At 64.2% G+C, this 21,457-nt stretch carries 19 protein-coding genes and 1 pseudogene; 2 read left to right on the top strand and 18 right to left on the bottom strand.

The annotated features are described in order from the left end of the window. Window positions 1-32 precede the first annotated feature (32 nt). The 13 genes and pseudogenes from B4400_RS04060 to B4400_RS04120 all read right to left on the bottom strand — a co-directional run bounded on the left by B4400_RS04060 (window position 33) and on the right by B4400_RS04120 (window position 14,378). Window positions 33-803, bottom strand: coding sequence for a phosphoglyceromutase (locus tag B4400_RS04060; protein WP_078308119.1), 771 nt, complete (start codon window positions 801-803; stop codon window positions 33-35). A 43-nt stretch (window positions 804-846) separates the two neighbouring features. After that, window positions 847-1,386, bottom strand: coding sequence for a hypothetical protein (locus tag B4400_RS04065; protein ID WP_139361249.1), 540 nt, complete (start codon window positions 1,384-1,386; stop codon window positions 847-849). 19 nt (window positions 1,387-1,405) lie between these two features. After that, a complete protein-coding gene (locus tag B4400_RS04070; protein WP_139361250.1) occupies window positions 1,406-2,737 on the bottom strand; it encodes a phthiocerol/phthiodiolone dimycocerosyl transferase family protein in 1,332 nt (443 codons plus the stop codon). Window positions 2,738-2,905: 168 nt separating this feature from the next. Next, complete coding sequence (locus B4400_RS04075; RefSeq protein WP_078308116.1) at window positions 2,906-4,444, bottom strand: flavin-containing monooxygenase; 1,539 nt, start codon at window positions 4,442-4,444, stop codon at window positions 2,906-2,908. Beyond that, a complete protein-coding gene (locus tag B4400_RS04080; RefSeq protein WP_078290360.1) occupies window positions 4,441-5,382 on the bottom strand; it encodes a reductase in 942 nt (313 codons plus the stop codon). The genes B4400_RS04075 and B4400_RS04080 overlap by 4 nt, the downstream gene beginning before the upstream one ends. A gap of 12 nt (window positions 5,383-5,394) precedes the next feature. Next, window positions 5,395-7,434 (bottom strand): alpha/beta hydrolase fold domain-containing protein, encoded by a 2,040-nt coding sequence (locus B4400_RS04085; protein ID WP_078308114.1) that lies wholly within the window; start codon window positions 7,432-7,434, stop codon window positions 5,395-5,397. Further along, entirely contained in the window at window positions 7,431-8,354 is a 924-nt protein-coding gene (locus B4400_RS04090) for an SDR family NAD(P)-dependent oxidoreductase (protein WP_078308113.1), read from the bottom strand. The genes B4400_RS04085 and B4400_RS04090 overlap by 4 nt, the downstream gene beginning before the upstream one ends. Before the next feature lie 123 nt (window positions 8,355-8,477). After that, window positions 8,478-9,032 carry a pyridoxamine 5'-phosphate oxidase family protein gene (locus B4400_RS04095; protein WP_078308527.1) on the bottom strand — a complete coding sequence of 185 codons (555 nt, stop codon included), beginning with the start codon at window positions 9,030-9,032 and terminating at the stop codon, window positions 8,478-8,480. 51 nt (window positions 9,033-9,083) lie between these two features. Further along, the gene (locus B4400_RS04100; protein ID WP_078308110.1) at window positions 9,084-10,658 is read right to left on the bottom strand and encodes an AMP-binding protein; all 1,575 of its coding nucleotides are present in this window, start codon (window positions 10,656-10,658) and stop codon (window positions 9,084-9,086) included. 89 nt (window positions 10,659-10,747) lie between these two features. Next, window positions 10,748-11,251 (bottom strand): type III secretion system chaperone family protein, encoded by a 504-nt coding sequence (locus B4400_RS04105; protein WP_078308108.1) that lies wholly within the window; start codon window positions 11,249-11,251, stop codon window positions 10,748-10,750. Next, on the bottom strand, window positions 11,248-12,537 hold the full coding sequence (gene mshA / locus B4400_RS04110; protein ID WP_078355998.1) for a D-inositol-3-phosphate glycosyltransferase: 1,290 nt from the start codon (window positions 12,535-12,537) through the stop codon (window positions 11,248-11,250). The genes B4400_RS04105 and mshA overlap by 4 nt, the downstream gene beginning before the upstream one ends. Window positions 12,538-12,553: 16 nt before the next feature. After that, a pseudogene (locus B4400_RS04115) lies at window positions 12,554-13,003 on the bottom strand (SRPBCC family protein); the annotation flags it as partial. 136 nt (window positions 13,004-13,139) lie between these two features. Beyond that, complete coding sequence (locus B4400_RS04120) at window positions 13,140-14,378, bottom strand: ROK family transcriptional regulator (RefSeq protein ID WP_078308100.1); 1,239 nt, start codon at window positions 14,376-14,378, stop codon at window positions 13,140-13,142. A 300-nt stretch (window positions 14,379-14,678) separates the two neighbouring features. On the opposite strand from B4400_RS04120, the gene B4400_RS04125 reads away from it, so the two are divergent. Further along, a complete protein-coding gene (locus tag B4400_RS04125) occupies window positions 14,679-15,428 on the top strand; it encodes an SDR family oxidoreductase (protein WP_078308098.1) in 750 nt (249 codons plus the stop codon). Between the two features lie 100 nt (window positions 15,429-15,528). On the opposite strand, the gene B4400_RS04130 is transcribed toward B4400_RS04125, so the two are convergent. After that, window positions 15,529-16,506: an oxygenase MpaB family protein gene (locus B4400_RS04130; RefSeq protein ID WP_078308095.1), complete on the bottom strand. Its 978-nt coding sequence runs from the start codon at window positions 16,504-16,506 to the stop codon at window positions 15,529-15,531. Further along, the gene (locus B4400_RS04135) at window positions 16,499-17,143 is read right to left on the bottom strand and encodes a TetR/AcrR family transcriptional regulator (RefSeq protein WP_170914922.1); all 645 of its coding nucleotides are present in this window, start codon (window positions 17,141-17,143) and stop codon (window positions 16,499-16,501) included. Before B4400_RS04135 ends, B4400_RS04130 begins: the two co-directional genes overlap by 8 nt. Before the next feature lie 587 nt (window positions 17,144-17,730). Here B4400_RS04135 and B4400_RS04140 point away from each other — a divergent pair. Continuing rightward, window positions 17,731-18,987 (top strand): cytochrome P450, encoded by a 1,257-nt coding sequence (locus B4400_RS04140; RefSeq protein ID WP_170914923.1) that lies wholly within the window; start codon window positions 17,731-17,733, stop codon window positions 18,985-18,987. A 20-nt stretch (window positions 18,988-19,007) separates the two neighbouring features. Here B4400_RS04140 and B4400_RS04145 read toward each other — a convergent pair whose 3' ends face one another. The 3 genes from B4400_RS04145 to B4400_RS04155 all read right to left on the bottom strand — a co-directional run bounded on the left by B4400_RS04145 (window position 19,008) and on the right by B4400_RS04155 (window position 21,437). Then, window positions 19,008-20,372 (bottom strand): L,D-transpeptidase, encoded by a 1,365-nt coding sequence (locus tag B4400_RS04145; protein WP_078308088.1) that lies wholly within the window; start codon window positions 20,370-20,372, stop codon window positions 19,008-19,010. Window positions 20,373-20,471: 99 nt separating this feature from the next. Further along, entirely contained in the window at window positions 20,472-20,915 is a 444-nt protein-coding gene (locus B4400_RS04150) for a hypothetical protein (RefSeq protein ID WP_078308086.1), read from the bottom strand. Between the two features lie 87 nt (window positions 20,916-21,002). Then, window positions 21,003-21,437, bottom strand: a complete 435-nt coding sequence (locus B4400_RS04155) for a winged helix-turn-helix transcriptional regulator (protein ID WP_078308084.1) — start codon at window positions 21,435-21,437, stop codon at window positions 21,003-21,005. Window positions 21,438-21,457 lie beyond the last annotated feature (20 nt).

Raw genomic sequence — 21,457 nt, forward strand, 5'->3', positions numbered from 1 at the left:
GAACTTCTGGTGGGTCCAGACCCGCGGTGAGGTTATTTCGCGCCCTGGTTGGCTACCGCCGCGGCACCCGCGGCCGCAGCCTCCGGGTCCAGGTACACACCACCTGCGGTGACCGGTTTGAGGTTCTCGTCGAGGTCGTACCGCAATGGAATACCGGTGGGGATGTTGAGACCGACGATCTCCTCGTCCGAGATCCCGTCGAGGTACTTCACCAAGGCCCGCAGCGAATTGCCGTGGGCGGCAACCAGAACTGTCTTGCCCGCACGAAGCTCCGGCACGATGGCCTCTTCGTAATACGGCACGAACCGCGCCACCACGTCGGCCAGGCATTCGGTGAGCGGTCCACCGCCGATGTCGGCGTAGCGAGGATCCTGGTCCTGGCTGTAGTGGCTGCCCCGCTCGATGGGCGGCGGCGGGGTGTCGTAGCTGCGCCGCCAGGCCATGAACTGGTCCTCGCCGTACTTGGCCTTCGTTTCGGCCTTGTCGAGGCCCTGCAGGGCGCCGTAGTGGCGCTCGTTGAGGCGCCAGTCCCGTACCACCGGGATCCACAGCCGGTCGGCCGTATCGAGGGCCAGGTGCGCGGTGTTGATCGCGCGGCGCAGCAGCGAGGTGAACAAAATATCGGGCAGCAGCCCCTGCTGAGCGAGCAGCTCACCACCGCGCTGCGCCTCTGACCTGCCCTTTTCGGTCAGGTCGACATCGACCCAGCCAGTGAACAGGTTCTTCGCGTTCCACTGGCTCTCGCCATGGCGCAGCAGGATCAGGGTGGCTCCGTTTGCCTGACTGGAGGTCTCGCCGCTCATGGGCGCCAGTCTCTCATGTGGCTGCACGGCTGCTCCAGACGTATCAACGCAGCTCCCTGTTCAGCTCGGCGCAGCACATATCCCGAACGACGACGGACGCATTCGCCACGAGTTCGCCGAGGGAGTATCGGCATGCGACCGGGTCGCGCACCACGCCCACGCTGATCCGGAGCACGTTGAGCGCATTCGCGATATGCAGTGCCACCACTGCGCCAGACCATCGGGTCGTCGGGGGCGCCGGAACCTTCATCACGGCCGACAACATGTTCACGTTCCGCGCGGCGGGGTCGTCCACAAGTCTGGGCTGCGCCGCACCAGGGGCAGATAGCTCCTGCACAACCATGTCCAGGAGGACCCCTTCGGCGATCGCCGCTTCAAAGAACTGGACATGCTGGATGTAGACGGGGTCGCCCCCTGCCGCTGCGGCACCATGCGCGAAGAAGACGGCGGTGACCGCCCGGGGCGACAGACCCGCGGACGCTGCGATGCCCAGGGCCGCCGCGGCGACGTCGAACACCCCGGCGTCGTCGGTGAATCCCATCTGTTCCCGGCCCCAGCCAGATGTGTCAAATAGCGACGTCACGTCGGCGCCTCCTGCCGATTCATTCGAAAACCTTTGCAGGAATCAATTTCTCGATCTCGTCCCGCAATATCTGCTCAACGCTCCGCGCGCTGTTCGTACTGGCCACGAGTTCGGTGAAATCAATACTCAGCCGCCCCTGGTAGCTGGTGACGAAGTAGATGCGACCCTCCACCATCGCGATGCCCCGTGTCGCGACGAATGCGCTCACGGGGTGAAGCTCGACACCACAACGGAAATCGTGGATATCCATGCCGTCGGGCGTTGTGAACTCCGATACCCGCCCCCAGTTGGTGATCTGGATGGCCGTAAAGGTGGGCACCAAACCTCCCATCGGCACAAGTAGGAAATACCGCCTCATCAGAGACAACGCCCGCCGGATGTCGCCGCGGACAAACGCGGTGTGGTGAATGCGGGCGGTTCGTAACCCGTCGTGGATGTCCGCGACAACGCGGCGGGCGAGGTCGAGCGCATCACTGCCCCGGCTCACCTCAAGGATCATCTCGGCAATGCCCAGCACGTTGGTGCCCTCGGTCGGAGCAACCGGCGGATCAATCCGGGAACGCAAGTTCACAAATGATGAAAGCGCCACGGGCAGTTCACTTTTTCCGGATATCTCGCGCTCGGCGAGCACCAGTGCCGCACTGACGAGACCATTGAGGGTGACCCCGTGTGCGCGCCCCACATCAAGGAGTCGATCGGTCTGCTCCACCGACAGGTGAACACGTGCCCGCTGCGCGCGACGTGGACGCAGTGCGGTCCAGACCCATTCGGGCCCTCGGTATGCCGGACGCAGGTCCATCATCTGCCTGGACGCCGGCTCGCTGTAGCCACGCGCACGGAGCAGCGTCTCAGCGCTGACCGGAATGGGATGCGGCGGTGGCGCACTAACCAGCCTGACCACGCCGTTTACCCGTCGCGTTCGCTCCGTGTAGAGCTTCCACACATCGTGCAGATACGCCAGGGCCGCGTCGGCATCCGCGATGGCGTGGTGCAAGAGAAACGTCACCCGGAACTTCCCGCCGGACCGATACACCCACAGGGCACACACCTGCCCCAGGGGCAAGGCCGACTTCCCGGCCACCACATAGTCCTCAACATCGGCGTCACCGACATCCCGGAACACGGCCCCAGGGCGTTCACGAGGGTCGAATCGCAGCTCAAACCCCTTCCGCGACATATGAATCCGGCCACCCAACAGCGGGTACAGGTCCACCAATCCGGCGAGCGCATCCGCCAGCGCAGCATCGTCCAGCGTTCCCGTGCCATAGCAATGTTGCGCCACGGTGGCACCCGAGACGACGAACACAGACTCCGAAGGCGACAGGACGCGCGGCGGCAGCAGCTCGGGCATGAAGCTCCTTAGGCAAGCCAGGTATTCGATACATACAGTTATCGATACTGAAAGTACCCGATACTTGCCATATTGCCATGCACTACGGGATCGGCGCAGGCAGCGGGCTTAGCCGACGCGCGGCGCAGGACCTGATCACCCCGTCGAGCTGCGGATAGGGCGTGATGCCTATTCGGCCATCGCCGGCGCCGCGACCGGCCGGACCGCTTCGCGACCTTCGAAAACGTAGTCGTGGAGAGGGAAGGTGCGCGACGAGCGGCGCGCTGCCTGCGTCGACAGCGGCCGGATGTACGCGGACTCGCCGTTGTGGTCGAAGTAGTAGCTGTTGGCGGTGACGCAGTTGCCGGTCTGAAACAGCGAGTAGGTGTACCGCGACCGCGCATCCTCGGTCCAGGCATCGGCGGCGTCCACCCGCACCTCGACATCGGCGGCCCCGAGTCGTTGCGCCTCGCCGATGACCCGCCCGATGTGGATGGCCGCGGTGTCCACCACGCTGTGGTAGGTGCCGCCGGTCCACCCGTATTGGCCAAAGACGTTGAAGGTGTTGGGCAGTCCCGGTATCGAGAAGCCGTGATAGCTCTGCGGTACGTGGCTCTGATAGAAGTCGGCCAGATCGAAGCCGTCCCGGCCGATCACCGGCCGGTCCCGGTACACCTGCGGATCGAAGAACAACCGGAAACCGGTGGCGAGGACCAAGACATCGACCTCTCGTTCCACACCTGCGGCGGTTCGGATGCCCTTCTCGGTGACGGTCTCGATCGGGTCGGTCACGAGCTCCACGTTGGCCCGGTTGAAGGTCGGCAGGTAGGTGTTGGACGTGGCAGGGCGTTTGCACCCGAAGTCGTAGTCGGGCGTGAGCCTGGCCCGCAGCTCCTTATCGGACACCTGCAACCGATAGGAGACATTGCCCAGTAGCCAACGCAGGGCCCCCGGGGTGTTGCCGAGACGACCGGCATACAGCACCCCGTAGACGAGCGCACCGCCGACGATGAACTCCAGGCTTTCCTGAAGCAACCGTTGCGCGGTGGGCACCCGGCGGAACAACGCGCGCAAGGGTGCCGGCATGCTCGGGTCGATCTTGGGGAAGACCCAGATCGGGGTGCGCTGGTAGACGTCGAGATGGTCTACTTCGCCTGCGATCTCAGGAATGATCTGCACGGCGCTGGCCCCGGTACCGATGACGGCGACTCGCTTACCCTTCAGCTCGACGCTGTGGTCCCAGGCGGCCGAACGCAGGATGGTGCCCCGGAAGTCGTCCAGCCCCTTCAGTTCAGCCGGTTTGGGTTCGGGAAACGGCCCGGCCGCGGCGACGACGAATCTGGCCGTCACCTCCTGCCCGTTGACCCGGAGCCGCCACAACTTCGCATCCTCGTCCCACGTACGCGCACCCACATCGCTGCCGAATCTGACAAAACGCTGCACATCGTTTTCGCGGTACAGCCGCTCGATGTAGCTGAGCACCTCCCCGCCCTTGGCGTAAAACCTGGTCCACTCCGGGTTCAGAGCATGGCGGAACTGGTAGGCCTGTGCCGGGATGTCCACGCCGATACCGGGATAGACGTTCTGACGCCAGGTGCCACCAACACCATCCATGCGCTCAAAAATGACGAAGTCTTCGATGCCCCGTCGGCGCAACTCCAATCCGATACCGAATCCGGCCAGCCCCGCACCGATGACGGCCACGTAATGATCAGGTTGGCCGGTCATGCAATGGCCTCGTAGGTGAGTTCCTTGGACCAGCTCGGCTGTTCGGCAAGCCAGCGCTTCGGGTAGTAGTCGGACAGCTTGACCATGGTGTTGGCCACAGCGTGATACGGACCGTGAAGCGGGTTCTGCTCATTGGTGATCATCGCCGCACCGAGCCGCAGTACCTGGTACACCAGCAATCGAGTGCCCTTGCCGCGGCTGCCGACATTGACGAACCGCTCCATGGCGTCGTACAAACGCTGTTCACGCAGTCCCATGCCGATCAGATTGCCCTTGATTCTGTTGATGAGCGGGATGCCCGTGCCGAGCCCCAGCAGCAATCCCATCAACAACGAGGGGTTGAGCACCGTGGCAACATTCTCGATGATGACGCGGCGCAGATTGCCCTGCCCCATCATGTCTAGTACATGGAAATCCACTGCCAGATGGCGTGATTCGTCGGAGTTGATATGCCGGAAAGCCTGGTGACAAACGGGGTCATGAACCTCCTCCAGCAGGAACTTCAGCAACGCGCCATCCAGGGCCACTTCCAGCAGCGGGATGATGGTGCCCAACACGGTGAGTGACAACCCGTCCGAGTATCGGTCCAGCCATTCAATGGCCAAGCGCACGTTCACATTCGGTACAGGAACTTCATCCTTCTCGAGCATGCCCCAGCGCCGCATCAACGCCAGTTCGGCGTTGGCGTGCTTTTGTTCCTCGGCATGGAAGTACCGGTAGATCTCCGCGAGCGTCTCATTGGGGGCCTTTTTGGCCAACGCCGAAAACCCACGCGCGCCGATATTTTCAATCCACACCAGATCGGCCATGAAGGCCTTCAACTTGGGCCGCTGCTCGTCGGTGATCTGCTCGGCGCCAGGAGCTTCCCAGTCCACATCGGCCAGGGCCCACTGCTTGTCCTTGATGGTCTGCAGCATGTCTTCCAGAACAATGGCCATCTCTTCGCCTTCCTATGCGGTCCGGGCCGTACGCAGGGGCTGTTGGGCCAGCACCCCGGTGATGAATCTGGCGGCCTCGCCAAGCGCCGCGTTGGCCTCCGGAATCAACCGGGGCAGGGCCTGGAACACGTGGATCTGCTCGGGCCAAATCTGCAGATCGCATTGCCCGCCGGCCTGAACGATCATTCGCGTGAGCTCCTCCGCGTCGGCGGCCAGGAACTCGGCCCCACCGGCCTGAATCAGAGTGGGCGGCAGGGAGATTCCGGCGGGAAAGCTCAGACGTAGGCGTGGCGAGTCCGCAGGCTCACAGCGGGTGTACTTGTCCACCAGATGTTTAGCGGCGGCCGCGGTGATGGCCGGGTCTGGCCGCATCGTCTCGCGTTCGGCGGCCAAACCGAGCGTCACGTCCAGCAGCGGCGAGAATAACGCCACCGCACCGGGTTGCGGCACGTTCAGCCGGTGGTTCTCGATGAGCAGGTCCACCGCGAGATGCCCGCCCGCCGAATCACCGGCAACCACAATGTCCTGGGCAGCATGACCGCGTTCCAGCAGCCAGTCATAGGCGGCCCGGACGTCGTCGGCGGCCGCCGGAAAGACGTGTTCGGGTGCCAGCCGGTAGTCGACAGTGAAGGCAGGCAGGCCGGTCGCCTCCGACAGGCGAGCGACCATCGAGCGGTGAGTTTTCGCCGAGCAGATGACATAGCCACTGCCATGGACGTACAGGATGATCGGCCCCTGAACATCGGCACTGAGCGCAGCCCCCGCCCGAACCCATTCCCCCCGTAGCGGATCCTTCAACCGCGCCACTTCGGTGCCGCGGGGCATCGCTCCGCCGACCGCCATGATGGCCGCGACGATCCGGCGCGCCAGCAGCACACCGGGCTTGCCCGTTTTGTCCAGGCGGGCGCGAGACAGCACTGGCCGCAACCCGATGGCGGTCAGCGCCGCGGTGGCCCTGGTGCGCCGCGAGGCCTCGGAGACCGCTGTCCCGGCGACATCCGCCGTGCGCAGTGCCAAGGACACACCACCGACGACGGCATTGATTCGCGCCTGTGTCTTGCGAGCACTGTCGCGACTCGGTTCGGTGGCAGGCAGGTCGGCGAGGAACAAGTTCGGGAATCCCGCCACGGTGGCCGAAACGCGGCCCGCCGGCTTGAGCTTTCGACGCTGGGCCCCCACCACCGGCACCACCGCGATGGTCGATCCCGCATCCGGGCTGGATGCGAAAACCACGACATCGCACTGATGATCGATGCCTTCGGCGGTGCGGATGCCTCCACTGCTGAACCGGGCAATGGGCCAGGTAACCAGCTTGCAGTTGGGTGCTTGCAGTGCGGTAAGGAACTCATCGGTCACCACGACGTTGGGGCGACCGGTGAGCCTCAGCGGCGTCAGTTGACGCCGGATCCAGGGGTCCGGCACACGCCGGCGCAGGTTGCGCTGGGCCACTACTTCGAGCAGGCCGAGCGTCGTGGGACGCCTACCCGCGAACCAGGCCTGGCGCGTCTCACGGCGTAGCGTGCGATCCACCAGCTGACCGACGCGGCCACTGGTCCGAGGCAGCACCCAATCGGGTGAACTCTGGAAAAGCTTGACGCTGGCAGCATTTCGAACCACTACGGGCAGCACCGACGCGGCGGCGGCACTATTGCCGACGACGGCGACACGCAGCCCGGCGAGCTCTGTACCGTCACCGATCCGGGCGGCGTCGAGGATCTTTCCGGTGTACCCCTCGATACCCCGAATGTCGGGACTGCCGTCCACCGACCCGGTGGCCAGCACGACCGCGCGTGCGGTGAAGCGCTGTCCTGCTTCCGTGTCCACGATCCACAGGTCACCGTCGAGCGCGATCCGGGTGACGTCATGACCGAACTTCACGTGCGGATCGAGCGTGAACAGGGCGATGGTGTCGTCACGCCAGCTTCCTGGCGCCGGGCGGGCACGATCGAGCACGGTGAAGTCGGTGATCCCGGCCTCCTGTAAACCCACCGCGGTACCCAGACCGGTGTATCCGGCGCCTACGACGACGACCGGCAGTGTGGGGCCCGTCACCGGGGCACCACCTTGACCGGGGATTCCTTTTCGTAGGCGGTATCCCACAATTTACGCGGATCGGTGTCCGCGGGCAGCAGCCGGCCCAACCGTGAGATGATTCCCGAGCCCCACGAATAGGGCACGGGCGCATGCCGTTTCATCGCCCAGATGAGTTTTGCATCGGGCTGCGGGACCACATACAGCCGCCCCCGATCGTGCGCGTTGAGGGTGGTCTTCGCGATCCATTCCGGCGACACCCCAACCCATTTGAACGCGGTACTCGCGAGGTTGGTCAGCGGCCCGGGGATGCGTGCACCGTCCAGGATGTTGGTCTTGACGGCCGTGGGACACAGCACCGTTACCCGCACCCCGCTGCCCGCGAGCTCGGCACGTAGCGTCTCCGAGAGCGCAAGCACGGCAGCCTTGCTCACGTTGTACGGGCCCATCAACGGCGCGGCCGCGAAACTGGCGGCGGACGATACGTTGATGATGCCGCCGAATCCCTGTTCACGCAGCCGGGGGGTGAAAACCTGGCAACCGTAGATCATTCCCCACATGTTGATGCCGATGGTGGCGTTCCAGTCGTCCATCGACACCTCACCGATGGGTTTGCCGCCCGTTCCGATACCCGCGTTGTTGATCACCAAATCGGGAGCCTGCCCCAGCCAGTCGGTCGCGGTGTCGGCGAGCATGACGATCTCGTCATACGAACTGACGTCGCACACGACAGGATGTGCGTTGTCACGCCCAAGTTTGTCGGCGGTCTCCTGCGCGCTGGCCAGGTTGATATCGGCACACACCACCCGGCCGCCACGGGCGACGATGGCCTCCGCGAAGGCGCGTCCGATGCCGCTGCCCGCGCCCGTCACCACCGCGCTCGCCCCGTAACTGACCTTCGGACGTCGGCGCGGGTAGGCTCCCGCGTCGGGTGCCGTCATTGGCATCACCCTTCGCTTGTCGCTTACGCATCAGTCGTAAACGTAAACCAAGCGTGTGGCACACCCGCCCACTTGTCAAGGGTCCGGCGAGATTAATGTCGGGTTAGTCGTACCGCGCGAAGACTACTGCAGCGCAGGCAGGCCATCAATCGAGCTGCCGTTGTCTTCCAGCGCGCTCTCCAGGGTCATCTTCTCCTGCGGCACCTTCTCGACATGCTTCTCGTACACGTCTCGATGACCCAAAAAATCCATGAGCGGAACCGAGTAGCCACACGAGTCGGCCACGCGGGTGACCTCAACCAAAATGATTGAGCGCGCTCCCTTTTCGAGCTTCTTGGCGAAGTGGCTGCGCAGCTTCGGGTACTCGGGTTCGTTGAACTGCACCACGCGAGCGCGGCCATGCAGCCGGATGATGCGGCAACGCTTGTCGAATGAACAGAACATGAGCACGATGCGCCCGTTGTCGCGCACGTGCGCGATGGTCTCCGCACCGCTGCCGAAGTAGTCCAGGTAGCCCACGTGGTGCGGCCCGAGCACCGCGAATGTCCCGGCCATCCCCTTAGGAGAGACGTTGACGTGCCCTTCCGGGCCGCTCGGCGCGGTGCCGACGAAGAACACCGGCTGCTCGGTCAGCCAGCGGGCGAGCTTGTCGTCGATCTCCTCGTACACGTGACTCATGCGGTCCAGGGTGCCACCCGAGTCCGACAACCCGCCACTGGATTTCGCAGGTCAGATGCGTGCGCGCAGGTCCTTGCGCAGGATCTTGCCCGCGGCACTCTTGGGGATGGCGTCGATAAACTCCACCTGACGAATCCGCTTGTGCGGAGCCACCTTCTGTTGGACGAAGGTCATAACCTCTTCATCGGTAAGGTCCTGATCGGTGCGGACCACGAAAGCCTTGGGAATCTCGCCGCTGGACGGATCGGGAACACCGATGACGGCAGCGTCGCCAATGCCCGGGTGCGTCAGCAGCAGCGCCTCCAACTCGGCGGGAGGCACCTGGTAGCCCTTGTACTTGATCAGCTCCTTGAGCCGGTCGACGATCGTCACCACGCCGTCGGCGCGCACCACCGCGATATCTCCGGTGTGCAGGAACCCGTCGGGTTCGATCGTCGCGGCGGTGGCCTCCTCGTTGCCGAGGTAGCCGGCCATCACATTGGGGCCACGCACCAGCAGCTCCCCAGGCGCACTCTCGCCCTCGGCCGGAATCTCGATCTCCGCACCGGTCTCGGTGTCGATGAGCTTGTTCTCTGAATTCGGTACCGGGATACCCACAGAGTTCAGCGGGATATCGGGCCGGCCCGGCGGAATGAGGTGGCTGACGGGACTCAGCTCGGTCATTCCGTAGCCCTGGCTGACACGGCAATTCAGACGTGCGGCAACGGCATTGCCCAACTGCTCGTCCAGCGGGGCGGCACCCGAGAAGACCGAGCGCAGGCAGGAGACGTCGTACTTGTCGACATCGGGGTGCTTGGCCAGCACCACCGCCACCGGCGGGGCGACGAAGACGTGGTCCACGCGGTAGTTGGCAATGGAGCCCAGGAAGGTGTCGAGCTCGAACCGGGGCAGGATGACCAGCTCGGCGCCCAGCTTGAGTTGCACGTTGAGCAGCACGACCAGACCGTAGATGTGGAAGAACGGGAGGACGGCCAGCACCCGGTCTCCTCGGTCCACCCCGTAAAGGTGTTTGGCCTGCGCAATGTTGGCGACCAGGTTGTGGTGGGTCAGCATGACGCCCTTGGCCTTGCCGGTGGTTCCCGACGAGTACGGCAGCACCGCCAAATGTGTTGCCGGGTCAAAGGAAACCTCCGGCGGCGCCAGATCAGGCCGCGCGATATCGGCCAGGGAGAGGCGTCCCTCGACGGGATCGATGGTGATCACGTTGACGGCATCAAGACCCGCGATCTCCGCGGCCTCCAGCGCACGCGACAGCAGCGGCGACACCGTGAAGACGAGCTGTGCCTTGGAGTCGATGAGCTGCTTGGCCAGCTCCTCGGCGGTGTACAACACGTTGACAGTGCTCGCGGTGCCGCCCGCGCGCAGGATGCCGTGCAACACCACGGCGAAGGCCGAGCAGTTCGGCAGGAAGACCGCCGCGACGTCGCCGAGACCGAATCCTCGGTCGGCCAGACCCGCCGCCGCCGCGTCAATCTGCGAACGCAGCTCGCCAAAGGTGGTCTGTGCCCCGGAAAGCCCGTCGATGAGCGCGACGCGGTCGTCGTCTCCGCTCGTGTCGCCGAACACGTACTCGTAGACAGAGCAGTCGGGAATGGAAACGTCGGGCAGAGGGCTACGAAACGTCACGCCGGACAGTCTTGCACGCCGCGTCTAGTCCGTGTCGATGGTCCTGGCCTCTTCCGGGCCTCGTCTGGGCATCTCCTGGCCGACGAGGGTCAATCCTCGATGAGGTGCTCGAAGGCCTCAAGGTTCTTCAGCGACTCGCCCCGCGAGGTACGCCACGCCCACTCCTTCTGGATCGACGTCTTGAACCCCAACTCCAGCAGGATGTTGAAGTCGTTGTCCGCGGCCTCCAGCACCTGTCCGAGCAACCTGTCGATCTCATCCGGGGTGATCGCCGGCAGCGGCAGGCGACCCACCAGGTAGATGTCGCCCATGTTGTCGATCGTGTACGCGACGGCGTACAAGCGGCGGTTGCGTTTGAGCAGGTAGCGGTAGACACCCTCGGTGTTCTCGTCGGGGCGCCGGCAGACGAACACCTCGACGCGCACGGCGTGCTCACCCGGGCTGAGCATCGTGGTGATCTTTTGCTTGCGTTCACCGGGCAGCTCCACGATCAGCGCCGACTTGCCGTCCGGACCGTGATGCTCGGTGAAGGTGATCTCCCGCTCCACGAGCGTCCGCACGATAGTGGCGTAGGCGTCCCCGGCGGTGCTCATCGCCGCAGCCCCGACAGCCGACGCGACCGAAACCGCGAACGCGGCGGACGCTGTGTCGAGGGTCTTTGTGGCGCACGGTAATCGGAGATGGCACGGCTGTAACTGGCAAGCAGGGCATCGGCGGTGCTGGACCAGGAAAAGCCGGCGGCATGCGCGACAGCCGCACTGCTGAACTCGGTCCCGGTGCGCGCCAACAGGTCCGCGATGGCATCCGCCCAATCCTCGGTGCGGTGCGTCGGGACCAGTAGGCCGGTCCGTTGGTCGGAAACTGCGACCGGAAGACCCCCCACCTCGGCCGCCACCACCGGGGTCCCGCAGGCCTGGGCCTCGATGGCCACCAGCCCAAAGGACTCCGAATAGCTGGGCACCGCAACGATATCGGCTGCCCGATACACCTGGGCCAGCCGTTCTCGAGACTGTGGCGGCAGGAAGGTGACCCGGTCGGCGATCCCGAGGTCCGCAGCGAGATCCTGCAGTGCCGTCGGCTCATCGAGACCGCTGCCGGACGGCCCGCCGACGATGAGAACGCGAACCCCCGGCAGCTTGGCGGCAGCGCGTACCAGCAGATCGGGGGCCTTCAGGGGCTGGATGCGTCCGACGAAGGCGACGATCTGCTCATCGGCCCGCAGGCCGAATTCGGCGCGGGCGGCCGCCTTGTCGCCGGGTGTGAATACATCCAGGTCGACGCCGGGGTGCACGATATCGATGCGACCTGGGTCGGCATTGTGTATCGACATCAGTTGTTCAGCTTCGTCCTTGGTGTTGACGATGAGCCTGTCGGCCTCGTCCACGACCTGCTGCTCCCCCACCGCGCGCAGTGCGGGCTCCGGGCGGTCGCCCTCGGCGAGCGTTTGATTCTTGACCGCGGCGAGCGTGTGCGCGGTGTGGACCAGCGGGACGCCCCAGCGGTCGCGGGCCAGCCAGCCCGCTTGACCGGAGAGCCAGTAGTGCGAGTGAACCAGGTTGTAGTAGCCGGGCTCGTGGATCGCCTCGGCGCGCAGCACCCCGGCGGTGAACGCGCACAGCTGAGTGGGCAGGTCGTACTTGTCCAGGCCCTCGAACGGGCCGGCGACAATATTGCGCACCGTTACCCCATCCGCGACGGCCACCGCCGGCTCGTCGGAGGACGCGGTGGCGCGGGTGAAGATGTCGACGGCAACACCCCGGCGCGCCAGCTGAAGAGCCGTTTGCAGCACGTAGACGTTCATGCCGCCGGCGTCGCCGGTACCCGGCTGGGCCAGTGGCGAGGTGTGTACGGATAGGACGGCGATGCGGCGCGGCTTCAGCGCCGAAACCGCCCGTGATCTTCTGGTGGTATCCCTCTTCCAGGATCTTGCGCAGCTTCTCGTCCGAATGCGTGATGGCCAGCGAGATGAACGGCGAGATGACCTTGCCCAGCGCGCGTCCGGCAAGCCCGCCGGGCAGCCGGTAGTCGATGTTGATCTCCAGCTCGGTCTCACCATCGGAAATGGGCCGGAACCGGCATTCGACCTGGTTGTCGATCCCCGACCGCGACGCGGTGGTGAACAGCGTGTCGGGATCCCACTGCGTCACCTCGATCGTCGACCGGAGGGTGGCACCGAGGTTGATGGCGATGTCGTACTTGGCCCCGAGCCCCCGTGGCACGTCGTTCACAAAACGAACATGCTCGATCCCGAACATCCAGTCCGCCAGATGGTGCGCATCACTGATGTAGTCGAAGGCGTATGCCATCGGCACCTTCGCGGAGGACACGTGGTGGATATGCGTCATGCGCACATGCCTATCACTTTTTGGCCCCGAGTCGTAGATTCGCGGCCAAAACGCCAGCAACCACCTTGCTCGGCGTGAGGCTACGGCGGAACTCGCAGGAAGTCCCGCCATAGCGTCACACTCGACATGCCCAGGGCTAGGCCAGCGCGGACGTCTCCGACCGCCGGGCCGATGCCCGCCGCATGGCACCCAACGGGTCGGCGAACAACCCACCGAGGGAGACCACACCGGCGCCGGCCTCCTGCACGCGGTTGCCGAACGCCGTCACACGAATATCGCGCTTGGACAACGTCGATCGGTCCAGGAATGCGGTCTCGACGTCGTTCATCACCTCGGGGTACTCGGTAAAGGCCTGCCCACCCACGATCACCTCGTCGGGGTTGAGGATGTCGCGCAGCAGCGCCACCGACTGGCCCAGCACTCGGCCACGTTCGGAAAGCAGTTGGCGCGCAGAATCATTGCCGCCGCGCGCGGCCTTGTACACCGCGCTCACCGAGATCCCGTCTCCCGCCGGCACGATGCGCAGCCTGCGTGCCGCGGCCAGCACCGCCTCGTCACTGACGGTGGTCTCCAACTTGCCTGTACCGCCGAGCAATTCGGAATCAACCGGCAGTGCCGCAATTGTTCCCGGGCCGCTCGACGGGCTGTGCACCCGCCCGTCGATCGCCAGCGCGAAACCGACTGTCTCACGGGTGTATACGTACAGGCTCGTCAGGGAGCGGGCCGCGAAGCGCCGCAGCCCCAGTAGCAGCTCGGCGCCGGCCATCGCGTCCACGTGCGAGGCCACCGATACCGGCAGACCTAGCGTGTCGGCGAAGACTCGGCCAACGGGTGCCTCGGTCCAGCCCAACCGCGGATGATCCACCGTCCCGGCCGGTCCGTCGACCACACCACCGGTGGCCACGCCGATCCACAGCGGCCGGCGCCGGTGCCAGCGGGCCAGGTACCGCTGCGCGCTCCCGGCCAGCGAGGCCAGTGCGGCGCCCTGCGGACCGTTTGGCGTGGGGGTTTCCACCACGTCGAGGGTTCGTCCAAACAAGTCGGTCGCCACAATGCTGGTGGCTCGGGCACCGATGTGGATACCCAGGGTGAGGAATGGCTCATGGTTGAGCTCCACCGGCACCCGCGGTCGGCCGATGGCGCCAGAGACGGCCAGATCAGCACGTTCGCGAAGTAGTCCGGCGTCCAGCAGCGCGGTGACCTGCCGGTTGACGGTGGCGATGGAAAGGCCTGTGACCTGGGCAATTGCATCGCGGGCCACGGGTCCGCGCACACGTGCGGCGCGGAATACCGAGGATGCGGCGCTATCGCCGATGTACAGGGCAGGGGGATGAATCTGGTGACGGGAAACAGGTCGGCGAACCGGAGAAGTCATGAGAAGGGTCCTTTGGCGGAAGGCCGGATTCAGACGAAGGCTGAAGCGCGGGCTACAGATGGCTAATGGTGTTGTGAACTGGGGCGATACCGCGCCCGAGACGTCAGGAAAGACGTGCAGAAACTAGGCGCAGCGACAGACGCAGCGACAACACAGCTCGCGAGCCAGCGGCAGCCGAGAACCAATACCCGCGATCACGAAAGTGACCCGGGGTTCGGCGGCGCGCTTGATGGACACAGGCGCAATTTAGCATCCCTACGAGCCGATGTCCTAGTAGGCCTTCTGACTACAGTGGCCTGCATGACCAATCCCTCGTTCGACGGCCGGGTCGCGGTCGTCACCGGCGCCAGCTCAGGAATCGGCGCGGCAACCGCTAAATCCCTTGCAGCCCTTGGATTTCACGTTGTGGTTGCGGCTCGGCGCGAGGACCGCGTCAACGCTCTGGCCGCAGAGATCGGTGGCACAGCGGTTGTGCTCGACGTCACCGACGCCGATTCGGTTGCCGCCCTTGCGCAGAGCCTGGATCGGGTGGACGTGCTGGTCAACAACGCCGGCGGCGCGTGGGGCCTGGAACCGGTGCTCGAAGCGGATCTGGAGCACTGGCGCTGGATGTGGGAAACCAATGTGGTGGGCACTCTGCAGGTGACCCGCACCTTGCTGCCCAAACTGATTGCCTCCGGTGACGGACTCATCGTCACCATCACCTCCATCGCCGCGCTTGATGTGTACGACGGCGGCAGCGGATACACGTCGGCCAAGCATGCCCAGGCGGCGTTACACCGCACGCTGCGCGGCGAGCTTCTCGGAAAGCCCGTGCGGCTCACCGAGGTCGCACCGGGTGCGGTGGAAACCGAGTTCTCGGTGGTGCGCTTCGACGGTGACCAGGACCGGGCGGACGCGGTCTACCGGGGCATCACCCCGCTGGTCGCCGAGGACGTCGCCGAGATCATCGCGTTCGTCGCGTCACGGCCTCCGCACGTCAACCTGGACCAGATCGTCGTCAAACCGCGAGATCAGGCCTCCTCTACTCGTAGGGCAACCCGCGACTGAGCCTTGGAGTGTCCCAAAATTCGGCGCACCGGCCGTATTGATACCATCACCGAATGATTGAGTCCCTTTGTTGCACAGTGCGATACGACTCCCCGGCAGCCTAGTTCGGTGAGATCGCCGATGGCCTAACAGGTTCTGGCGAGGCTGACCTGCGGGCGTTGCGCATCTGGTTTCGGTAGTGCTGCAGTGATTCTGGAGAGTAGTGCGTACGCCATGGCATTTTTCCGAAACGGATTCGGCCAGCCATGTACCACCCAACCCATCCGCGTGTGATGGCGACAGGAAGCACCTTCCAGACACGTCGGTGGATCTTCATACTCAGCTTGTCCCTCCTGCTCAGTTCGATACGAATGGCATCGTTGAGGGCATCGGTAGTAGCAATGAGCAATCCGACACGGGCAAGGTGGCGGATCGGCCAACTGACCACGCGCAGTACCGAGCCGGGTAGCCAAGGCATGGCACGAAATGACGAGGGCCTGCGCAACTGGGCAAGCAGGAAGCTGGCGGCTTGCGCGGCATGCGGGTCGACGCTATCCATCCAGGCGCCGTCTCGATACGCGATGAGATCTTCGTATTGCTCTGGAAGTTGGTCGGCGCCGAACAATTGCCCAATCGCCCAGAGTCCTTCGTATGCCTTCTGCTGCACCAGGGGCGACGGCCAGCCGCGCAATTGACCATGAACCTCCATCAACGGCAGCACAATCGCCGCCCACGTCCAATTCCACAGGTCGCGCTCCCAGGCGTGATAGAGAGTTCCGTCGTCCAACTCGCCGTGGATGAACCGGTGAATCTCGCGGATAGCGTTGGCCACCTCGACTCGCTCATCGTCCGCGAACACCACGCCCAGGACGAGGTCGACTGTGTCGCGGGCACGTCCGATGACATCCTCAAGCCGGACTTGGGCACGAACGCTGACCTTGCCGATCCGGTCATGGTCGTCGACACCTTTCCCCCCCTTTGCGCTGAGAACCGGATAGATGAACGACGGGAACGCAGAGTAAAGCGTGCTCAGATCCGCCAGCATGTCGCGAGTGGCGCTACCCGGCCCCAACAGCGCATTCAGTTCGACGCTATCCACTGTGCCGCCCCTTCGTACCGACGAGATCCATCAACCGGGACTGCAGCTCGACCGGCACCATGCCCCGGTAGAAGGCGGCCAGGGCAACCAGAACATCGACAACCACTGTGTGAGGGTCACTCGAAGCCGCGACCAAAGTGTTTCCGGCGCACGCCGCCTTGAGTAAGAGCGCCGCCACCGTTTCCAAAGGCAGCCCCGGCATCAGTTCACCTCGAGTATCCATCGCACGAAGTAACGACACCAGCGGCGATAGCACGTGCTCTTCGTCGATCGCGGCGAGCAACTCGGCGCCCAGAACCTCGGGTGCCTGGCGGAGGAGTTCCCGGTGCACCGCATCCGTCACTGACAACATCGAGAACTGTGCCGCGGCGCCGGCCATGATCTCGACACCTTCACCGTGCGGCCGGCCTGCGAGACGGCGTTCAGCGTCGCGAAGCAATTGCGCAGCGACCTGAAGGCGCTGCACGAAGCATTCTATGAACACTGATCGCTTGTCCGGGAAATGCTTGTAAAATGAACCTTTGCTTAAACTTGCATCATTTGTTAGCTGCGAGACCGAAGTCGCCTCGTATCCGCGCGTTGAGAAGCAGGCGACCGCGCTGTCCACGAGGGAAGCCCGGGTTCCTGCGGCGGTCACCTCACGTCGCGTTGGCGACACACTTTCATCCTTTCCCGCCGGCCCGAACTCGATGTTATGACCCGAAGTCACTCGGCGACCCGTGGTCACCATAGATAGTCATCCCACGTCAGTCAAGGTTTGATCACAGCCAGCCCTAAGTATCTGTTATTTATAGTTGATAGTACTTCTCGTAACCAGTACTGTCGGGCAGTATGGTCATCTCAACGGTTTCCGCACAGGAATCTGAGTCCGCGCAGAACGCTCCGCTCTTCCCCATGCTGCCGTCGTGGCGCAACTGGGGTGTGTTGCGCATATATCTAAAATTTGTTGCTGGAGTGCAGAATAGATTCTCAATAACCGATTCGGATCAGATCAGCGCGGAGCTGCGCACGCACGGTGAAGGATTCCGTGTGGCAAATCCACACCTCCCTCAGCGACTGAGGTTCCTACTCAAATGGGTGATCCCGGGACACAACCTTGAGTTCCTCACGTTGAACACCCCCGGGTTGTGCCGCGAGCTGTACGGATTGTCGCCAGATCAAGTTGACTTTGAAGTCGGCAAGGACCCATTTCTACGGTTTTTTTTAGGCCCTAACAGCCCATTCTTGCTACACGGCCCAGAGCACGCGGCGGTACGGCGTGCCCTGACTCCCGAGCTCACACTGGCGGCAGTGGAGCGGTACCGGGAGATCAGCATCGAGGTACTGGACCGATACATCGACGAGATGCCGCTCAACGATCCTGTGTCTCTTCAGGAAATGTTCTATCGCTTCACGCAAGAGGTCATATTGCGTGTTGCGTTCGGGCTGGAGGATCAGGATGAGATCGACGAGGGAGTCAGTGCACTCTCTGATCTACTCAGCAGCCGGAACGCATCGCTCAGGACATTGGTTACCCTCTGGCCCGCGGCGCTGTTCTATCAGTTCGTCCGTGGGACGAAGGAGCATCTGCCGCGCTGGCCTGGGCGGCGGATTCAAGAACCCCTTGCGCGAATGGACGCGCTGATCGCCCGACAGATCTCGCGATTCCGGGCCAATCCAGAGATGGACTGCTTTGGCGCCCGGATGGTGGAAAAGGCAGACACCAACCCGAGAATATGGTCCGGGGAGATGTTGCGCGACGCGTTCCGAACCCTCCTCATCGCTGGACACGAGACGTCGGTTACTGGTTACAGCTTCACTATCGACCTGCTGCTCAGGAACCCGGACAAGCTTGCCAAACTTCGCGAAGAGGCACGCGCCGCCCAGTCCGACCGCTACGCGATCGCTGCCAACAATGAGGGACTCCGATTACACCCACCGGTATGGGGTGTACCAGTGATTGCCCGTGAGGACGTCTTGATTGGCGGCCACCGCGTTCGCCGTGGGACATGGATACAGGCAATGCCTGCCGCGATTCACCATGACCCCGATGCGTACGCCAATCCCACACAATTCCAGCCCGAGCGATTCCTGGACAAGGCGCCAGATCGATACGGCTTCATGGCCTTTGGAACCGGCAAGCACCGCTGTCCGGGCATCAATTTCTACCAGCTGGAAGCCAGCATCGTGCTCCACCGAATCTTCGGTCGTCTCGAGCTAGAACCGCACGGCAGGCCCGAGCGCGCCTACTTGGCATTCGCGGCGTTCAGCCGCCCCGCTCTCGGCATGATGGTCATAGTCCGGGATCGCAAGCAGGCAAGTCAGGTCCCCTGCTATCGAGCAAGCACCCAGCACGAAAGAGAGCGCTCAGCGCTGATGCGTGCGCCAGAAGCAGAAGACTTTCCGGCCGACACTTCGCCTCGGGTGACCGAACCTTCGTTGCCCAACGGCGCTCCCGACGAGATTCAGGTATGCCCGTTCACCGGCGCCGCGCACGACTAGACCTCTCGCGCCCGGTAGCGCTATCGGGACGTGGTTGTCGGGGTGCCCGACAGCGACGGTGCGCCCGACGGCGTCAACGGAGCTGACGTCGGCGTCCCCGACAACGTCGGTGCACCCGACGGGGTGAGCGGGACGGTGGTCGGGATGGACGAGGTCGACGGCGTCGAGGTGATCGTCCGCTCCTTCGGATTGGGAGGAAGCGCCGACATCGATTGCCAGGTCGGCCAGTCCACCACCCAATCCCACAGGTCGCCGTCGGCGTACGACAGCTCGATCGAGGTGCCGGTCACCTCGACGGGATCACCGTAGATGGCCGTACGGAAGTACGACTCGGCATCACCCAACGACAAATTGATACAACCGTTCGTGACATTGGTACTGCCTTGCTGACCAACGGTATTGGGGTTCGCGTGAATGAACTCGCCGTTGTTGGAGATCCGGACCGCGAAACGTTCGTGAACGTTGGTATACCCGGCTGCCGGATTGGACATCCAGAAATCCTCGTACTTCTCGGTGACAACATGAATCCCACTGCGGGTGACGTTGCGCGGCAGGTCTGCCTCGCCGTAGCTGCAGGGCAAGTCCAGGATGGTGCCCTCGTCCGTGGTCACCCGGATACGGTGACTCGGCGCATCGGCATAGACGATCTGGCGGCGCCCCACGCTGAAATCCAGGGACATGTCTTCGTTCCCAAACGCCCCGTCCCCCAGGGGAATCCCATAGAGATTGGCTTTCACCCCGACCTTGGTGCCGGCCTTGAAGTACTCACGTGATCGCCAATGCACTCGGGAACCCTGCTGTTCGTCGGGCAGCCAGGCCCAACCACCTTCGGTGGGCGGGTCACACACGATGCTCAACGATTTCTCCGCCGCGGCCTTGTCGGCGATATGCGCATCGAACTGGATGATCACGGGAGCCGCGATCCCCACCGTCTGCCCATCGGCGAGCTGGAACTGACCGTTGACCTTCGCAGTCGGCACCAGGGTGGTGAATGTGCCGGACACCGCAACGGCCTTGCCGTCCAGCCCCACGGCCGAACCCTTCCAGGTGTACGTCACATCGAATCCGAGGGGCTCGGTGGTGCGGAACCTCGTTTGGTCGCGACTGAGCGCTCCGGCGACGACCTTGCCGTCGGCGTTGACCAACTTCACGTCCCGGAACCACCCGTTGGCCACGGTCACGCTGACCGGCGCGGTCGGGTTGACCTCCTTGGCCTTGTCGTCGGGCAAGAAGGTCAGGACGGCGCCCGGCGACGGGACATCTTGCGGCGCATTCGAGCCGACGGTCGTGCAGGCGGCAGCAACAGCGGGCACGGTCAGACCCAGCATCGTGAGCGCGCGCCGTCGCGTCAGCGCATCACCGAAATTTGGTCTGGGGTACTTCACGACACCCCACGATACGGCCCACCGCGGACAGCTTCGCCCGGCCCGACCAGGATCACACCCCAGATCGTGCGGGACCTGCGGTTTTGCCGGGCCCCGCGACTAGTAGACCGGGATATCGAAGATCGCCGCAGGCGCACCGTACTGCGCACCCCAGCCCGCCCAGGCGACATCGCTCGGTCCCACCCGCTTGTCGACGAGCGCCCAACCCTGCTCGCCCTGATGCAGCAGGGCTATGTATTTCTTCGACAGGATGCCATTGGCGGAGGCTTCGGCAAAGGGCGTGCCGGCGTAGTCAATGGGGCCGCCGTCGGGCTCCTGCATGGCCGACCAGAGGAAGACCCATCCGTCGGCGGACTTGAGGCTGCGCACATCCAGGCGCACCGGCTTGCCGAGCTGGGCCGTCACGTCCGCGAGCGCCGGCGCCAGGATCGAGGCCGCTTCCGGGGACGCCGGGTCCACCGGCGTCGCGCCGGGGTCGGCCGTCGCGAGCGGCGGCGCGAGCAGGGCGACGCACACCAACAGCACCAGGAATCCGATCCGCATGGGTCCTCCTTCGTTCCGCGACATGGGAACGGTAGACGACCGCAACCCGCATATATGCGGAAGGCGCGGATTCCGGCTCGACCAGAACTAGACGCCGATCACGGCCGTATCTTCCGGAGCCAGTGCGTGGCCGTCTGCCGCACGCAGCTCGAAGCGCTGCACCGGACGGGACGTCTCGCGATCGACCAGGGCGACGCGCCGTTCTCCAGGGGCGAAACAGAACTCGTCGCTCCACTGTCTCAGGGCCACCAAGACGGGAAACAGCCCACGCCCTTTCTGTGTCAGTTGGTACTCATGCCGCGCCCCGGCGGGAACGACCTCGAGGATGCCGTTGTCCACCAATGTCGCCAGACGAGAAGCCAGGATGTTCTTCGCGAGCCCAAGACTCTTCTGAAACTCCCCGAACCTCCGTAAACCGTCAAACGCGTCACGAACGATCAGCAGTGACCAGCCGTCCCCGATCTCACCCAGCGGCCTGGCCAGGGTGCAGCTCGAATCCGCGTGACTGGCGCGACCCACCATGGACAGCCTCCCTTGGTTGC

This window comes from Mycobacterium sp. D16Q13 (genome assembly GCF_002013375.1).
In the GTDB taxonomy this organism is placed as follows: domain Bacteria; phylum Actinomycetota; class Actinomycetes; order Mycobacteriales; family Mycobacteriaceae; genus Mycobacterium.

Coding starts and splice junctions, on each gene's coding strand:
- B4400_RS04060 (WP_078308119.1), bottom strand. CDS start 803: ATGAGCGGCGAGACCTCCAGTCAGGCAAACGGAGCCACCCTGATCCTG.
- B4400_RS04155 (WP_078308084.1), bottom strand. CDS start 21,437: ATGGTGGGTCGCGCCAGTCACGCGGATTCGAGCTGCACCCTGGCCAGG.
- B4400_RS04150 (WP_078308086.1), bottom strand. CDS start 20,915: ATGCGGATCGGATTCCTGGTGCTGTTGGTGTGCGTCGCCCTGCTCGCG.
- B4400_RS04125 (WP_078308098.1), top strand. CDS start 14,679: ATGACCAATCCCTCGTTCGACGGCCGGGTCGCGGTCGTCACCGGCGCC.
- B4400_RS04120 (WP_078308100.1), bottom strand. CDS start 14,378: ATGACTTCTCCGGTTCGCCGACCTGTTTCCCGTCACCAGATTCATCCC.
- B4400_RS04075 (WP_078308116.1), bottom strand. CDS start 4,444: ATGACCGGCCAACCTGATCATTACGTGGCCGTCATCGGTGCGGGGCTG.
- B4400_RS04095 (WP_078308527.1), bottom strand. CDS start 9,032: ATGAGTCACGTGTACGAGGAGATCGACGACAAGCTCGCCCGCTGGCTG.
- B4400_RS04105 (WP_078308108.1), bottom strand. CDS start 11,251: ATGAGCACCGCCGGGGACGCCTACGCCACTATCGTGCGGACGCTCGTG.
- B4400_RS04070 (WP_139361250.1), bottom strand. CDS start 2,737: ATGCCCGAGCTGCTGCCGCCGCGCGTCCTGTCGCCTTCGGAGTCTGTG.
- B4400_RS04080 (WP_078290360.1), bottom strand. CDS start 5,382: ATGGCCATTGTTCTGGAAGACATGCTGCAGACCATCAAGGACAAGCAG.
- B4400_RS04090 (WP_078308113.1), bottom strand. CDS start 8,354: ATGACGGCACCCGACGCGGGAGCCTACCCGCGCCGACGTCCGAAGGTC.